Source organism: Phenylobacterium sp., assembly GCF_044358365.1.
Lineage (GTDB): Bacteria > Pseudomonadota > Alphaproteobacteria > Caulobacterales > Caulobacteraceae > Phenylobacterium.
In genome coordinates, this window is the sequence record NZ_JBIKNZ010000156.1 from 1 (window position 1) to 2,754 (window position 2,754).

Consider the following 2,754-nt stretch of genomic DNA (forward strand, 5'->3'; position numbering starts at 1 on the left):
CGACGGCGAAGGAACGGTCCGCGGTAAGGTCCCCGCCGCCCACGAGCCCGGTCCCGGCGACGACCTTCACGTCGGCCCCGGCGACCTGCAGGAGGTTCGTCGTGAGCTGCCCGGTCGAGGACATCTTGAGCCCGGTGCCGAGGGTGATCTCCTCGGCGTTCCCGGCCGAGCCCGAGCGCCTGCCCAGGAGCCGCCCCGACGCGACGTTGCGCACGTCGGAGACGCCGAGCGTCACCTGCCCCGAGCGGCCGTTGACGCCCTCGACGTAGGCGCCCGTGAACGCGACGCCGGGCGGACCCTGCGCTCCCTGGGGGCCGGGCGACGCGACGCGCACGGAGCGCACGTCCTGCCGCACGCACACGCGGCGCACGTCCTGGCGCACCACGACGCGGCAGCAGCTCATCGCGTCACCTCCGGCGTGATGCGGCAGCTTCCCTCGACGAGCCGGATGACGGTGCCGCCGGGCGAGGCGATCTCGAGGTCGTAGACGCCCAGGAACGGAGCGGGCAGCGCCGCCGTCTGGGTCGCGCCCACGTTGACGGTGACGGTGCCGCGCGGCCCGTCGACGGAGATCGAGCCCGCGAGGCTCGTCAGGTCGAGGACCGACGACGTGCTCGCGTGGGTCTGGCGCACCTGCATGCGCGCGCTCCAGCCGGTGATGTCGACGGGCGTTCCCTCGGGCTGCTCGTAGGCCACCTCGAGGCCGAAGGTCGTGCCCTGCTCGATGACGATGTTGTGGCGCTCGGCGCTCACTTGCCCTTCCTCCACGCGGCCTCGAAGGCCGGGTCGGAGGCGCGGCGCGCGGCGACGTACTCGCGTGCGCTCTCGGGCCGCGACGGGTCGAGCATCGAGCGCGCAAGGTCGGCGTCGGACACGGCGCTGCGCGGGAGCAGGAGCCCGAAGCTCCACAGCGCACGCTTGACGAGCGCGCCGATCCCGGTCGTCCAGAGGATGACCGCGACGCCGACGACGGCGAGCGCGACCATGACGCGGGCGATGAGCGTGGCCCACCACGGCGTCACGTCGGAGACGCCGGGAAGCGCCTCGACGATTCCCGCGGTGGCATGGATGATCGCCTCTTGCTCGGCGCTCCCGCCCTCGGCCTCGCGTGCGATGGTCGCGACGTCCGGCGCTGGCTGCAGGGCCTCGGTGCCGATGGCGTCGAATCGCCCGCGGCTCGACTCGGCGAGCCTGCGCACCTCGTTCGCGTTCTCGGCGATGCGTCCGGACGCGCTGCATCCGGCGGCGAGGAGCGCCGCGGCCATGAGCATGGCGAGCCTCATGCGCGCACCCCATCGCCCGGCCTCGGGACGAAGACGTCGCGCAGGACCGTGATGTCGACCTTCAGCGGCTCCGCGGCGCGCGGCCGCTCGTACGGATGGAACTCGGCAGGCATGAACGGATCCGACCTCCTCCTCGGGTCCCGGTGCACGTTGGCCACGAGGGCCAGCACCACCGACGTGTGGTCCCACGACTCCCGCACCCGTCCCTCCGCCATCGCGACGAGCTCGCGCAGCGTCAGTGGGTGCGGGTCCACCCCTACGATCCCGGCGAGCTTCCAGACGAGCCTCCAGGCACGGACGGATCCAGGCTCTCCAGCGCCTGCAGCTGCTCGTCCAGCTTCCGCTCCACGACGTCCCGCGCCTTCTCCATCGTGGTCCACAGGGTGGTGACGAGCTTCTGCATCCGCTTCCTGTCGCGCGGGTTCGGGCAGAAAGAGACGAGTTCCTCCATGAGCGCACGCGTCGCGTGCTCGATGGCGTCGCCCGCCATCGCGCGCCCGAAGTCCTCGTCGGAGACCCCGAGCCGCTCCGCCTCCGGCCTGCACGCCGCGCACAGCACGTCGCACAGCAGCACCGGGTCGAGGACGAGCCGGTCGATGCCCTTGCCGTCGATGACCGACAGCAGGTCGAAGCCCGCGAGGGCGCGCACGCGCTTGATCGCGGCGACGTCGACCGACACCGTCCACGTCCGGCCCGCGTTGTCGCGGAAGGTCTGCATGGATCAGCTCCCTCCGCCCGACGCGGTGTGCCAGCTCGGCGCGCGCGAGGAGAGCGTCGGCTTCGCGGTGACCTTCACCATGATCGCCGAGTCGAGCGGCTCCTCGCGGCTGAAGTTCGTGACCATGAAGTCCGCGTCGAGACCCTGCCCGCCGGTGGCGGCGTCCAGGACGAGCAGCGCGATCGCGGTGTTGCCGAAGAACGAGTTCTTCAGCGCCGTGAAGCCCGCGTCGGCGGTGTCCCAGACCATCTCGAACTCGATCGAGGCGTCCTTCAGCGTGCCCACCGTGGCCTTCCAGCCGTTGTTGGCGCGCGTGGTGACGTCCGCCTCTCCCTTCTCCAGGTTCAGCGTGACGTTGCGCACGTTGGTGAGCGCGGTCGATGCCGTCCCTCCAGCTGCGCCGTACTTGATGACGGCGTCCATTCCGAGCTTGTAGGCCATGGTTGGTGTCCCTTCTCCAGTACCGACGGGGCGCGCCGGTCAGGCGTGGCTACGGAGCCGCGCCTGGACGACGCCCGTGAAGATCCTCAGGTTGAGCGCGTGGTCCTCGGCGACGAGCGGGTCCGCACGCGCCTCCACGCACGTCCAGTCCGGCGTGGCCGACGGGCGCCTGCCCGCGAGCCAGTGCGCGACCTGCTCGACCGCGGCGACCGTCGCGGCGAGCGACGCCTCGTCCGTGCCGTCGATGCGGCGCTGGATGCCGACGTCGATCAGGTGGTCGACCTGCGACAGCCCGCCGCGCGCCGCCACGGT

General features: G+C 71.9%; 7 protein-coding genes. All 7 read right to left on the reverse strand.

Annotation, left to right across the window (positions count from 1 at the left end; genetic code table 11):
- A partial coding sequence (locus ACIQ3B_RS18800; RefSeq protein ID WP_397405318.1) for a hypothetical protein occupies positions 1-403 on the reverse strand: 403 nt, incomplete at its 3' end.
- Complete coding sequence (locus ACIQ3B_RS18805; RefSeq protein ID WP_397405319.1) at positions 400-753, reverse strand: hypothetical protein; 354 nt, start codon at positions 751-753, stop codon at positions 400-402. The genes ACIQ3B_RS18805 and ACIQ3B_RS18800, both read right to left, overlap by 4 nt.
- Complete coding sequence (locus ACIQ3B_RS18810) at positions 750-1,283, reverse strand: hypothetical protein (RefSeq protein ID WP_397405321.1); 534 nt, start codon at positions 1,281-1,283, stop codon at positions 750-752. Before ACIQ3B_RS18810 ends, ACIQ3B_RS18805 begins: the two co-directional genes overlap by 4 nt.
- Positions 1,280-1,537, reverse strand: coding sequence for a hypothetical protein (locus tag ACIQ3B_RS18815; protein WP_397405323.1), 258 nt, complete (start codon positions 1,535-1,537; stop codon positions 1,280-1,282). The genes ACIQ3B_RS18810 and ACIQ3B_RS18815 overlap by 4 nt, the downstream gene beginning before the upstream one ends.
- 2 nt (positions 1,538-1,539) lie before the next feature.
- The gene (locus ACIQ3B_RS18820) at positions 1,540-2,001 is read right to left on the reverse strand and encodes a hypothetical protein (RefSeq protein WP_397405325.1); all 462 of its coding nucleotides are present in this window, start codon (positions 1,999-2,001) and stop codon (positions 1,540-1,542) included.
- Positions 2,002-2,004: 3 nt separating this feature from the next.
- Positions 2,005-2,442, reverse strand: a complete 438-nt coding sequence (locus tag ACIQ3B_RS18825) for a phage tail tube protein (protein WP_397405327.1) — start codon at positions 2,440-2,442, stop codon at positions 2,005-2,007.
- Between the two features lie 39 nt (positions 2,443-2,481).
- Positions 2,482-2,754 (reverse strand): hypothetical protein (locus ACIQ3B_RS18830; RefSeq protein WP_397405329.1); only part of this gene is annotated, 273 nt, incomplete at its 5' end.

Excerpts from the sequence above, each read along its gene's own strand:
- ACIQ3B_RS18810 (WP_397405321.1), bottom strand. The coding sequence starts at position 1,283 with ATGAGGCTCGCCATGCTCATGGCCGCGGCGCTCCTCGCCGCCGGATGC.
- ACIQ3B_RS18820 (WP_397405325.1), bottom strand. The coding sequence starts at position 2,001 with ATGCAGACCTTCCGCGACAACGCGGGCCGGACGTGGACGGTGTCGGTC.
- ACIQ3B_RS18825 (WP_397405327.1), bottom strand. The coding sequence starts at position 2,442 with ATGGCCTACAAGCTCGGAATGGACGCCGTCATCAAGTACGGCGCAGCT.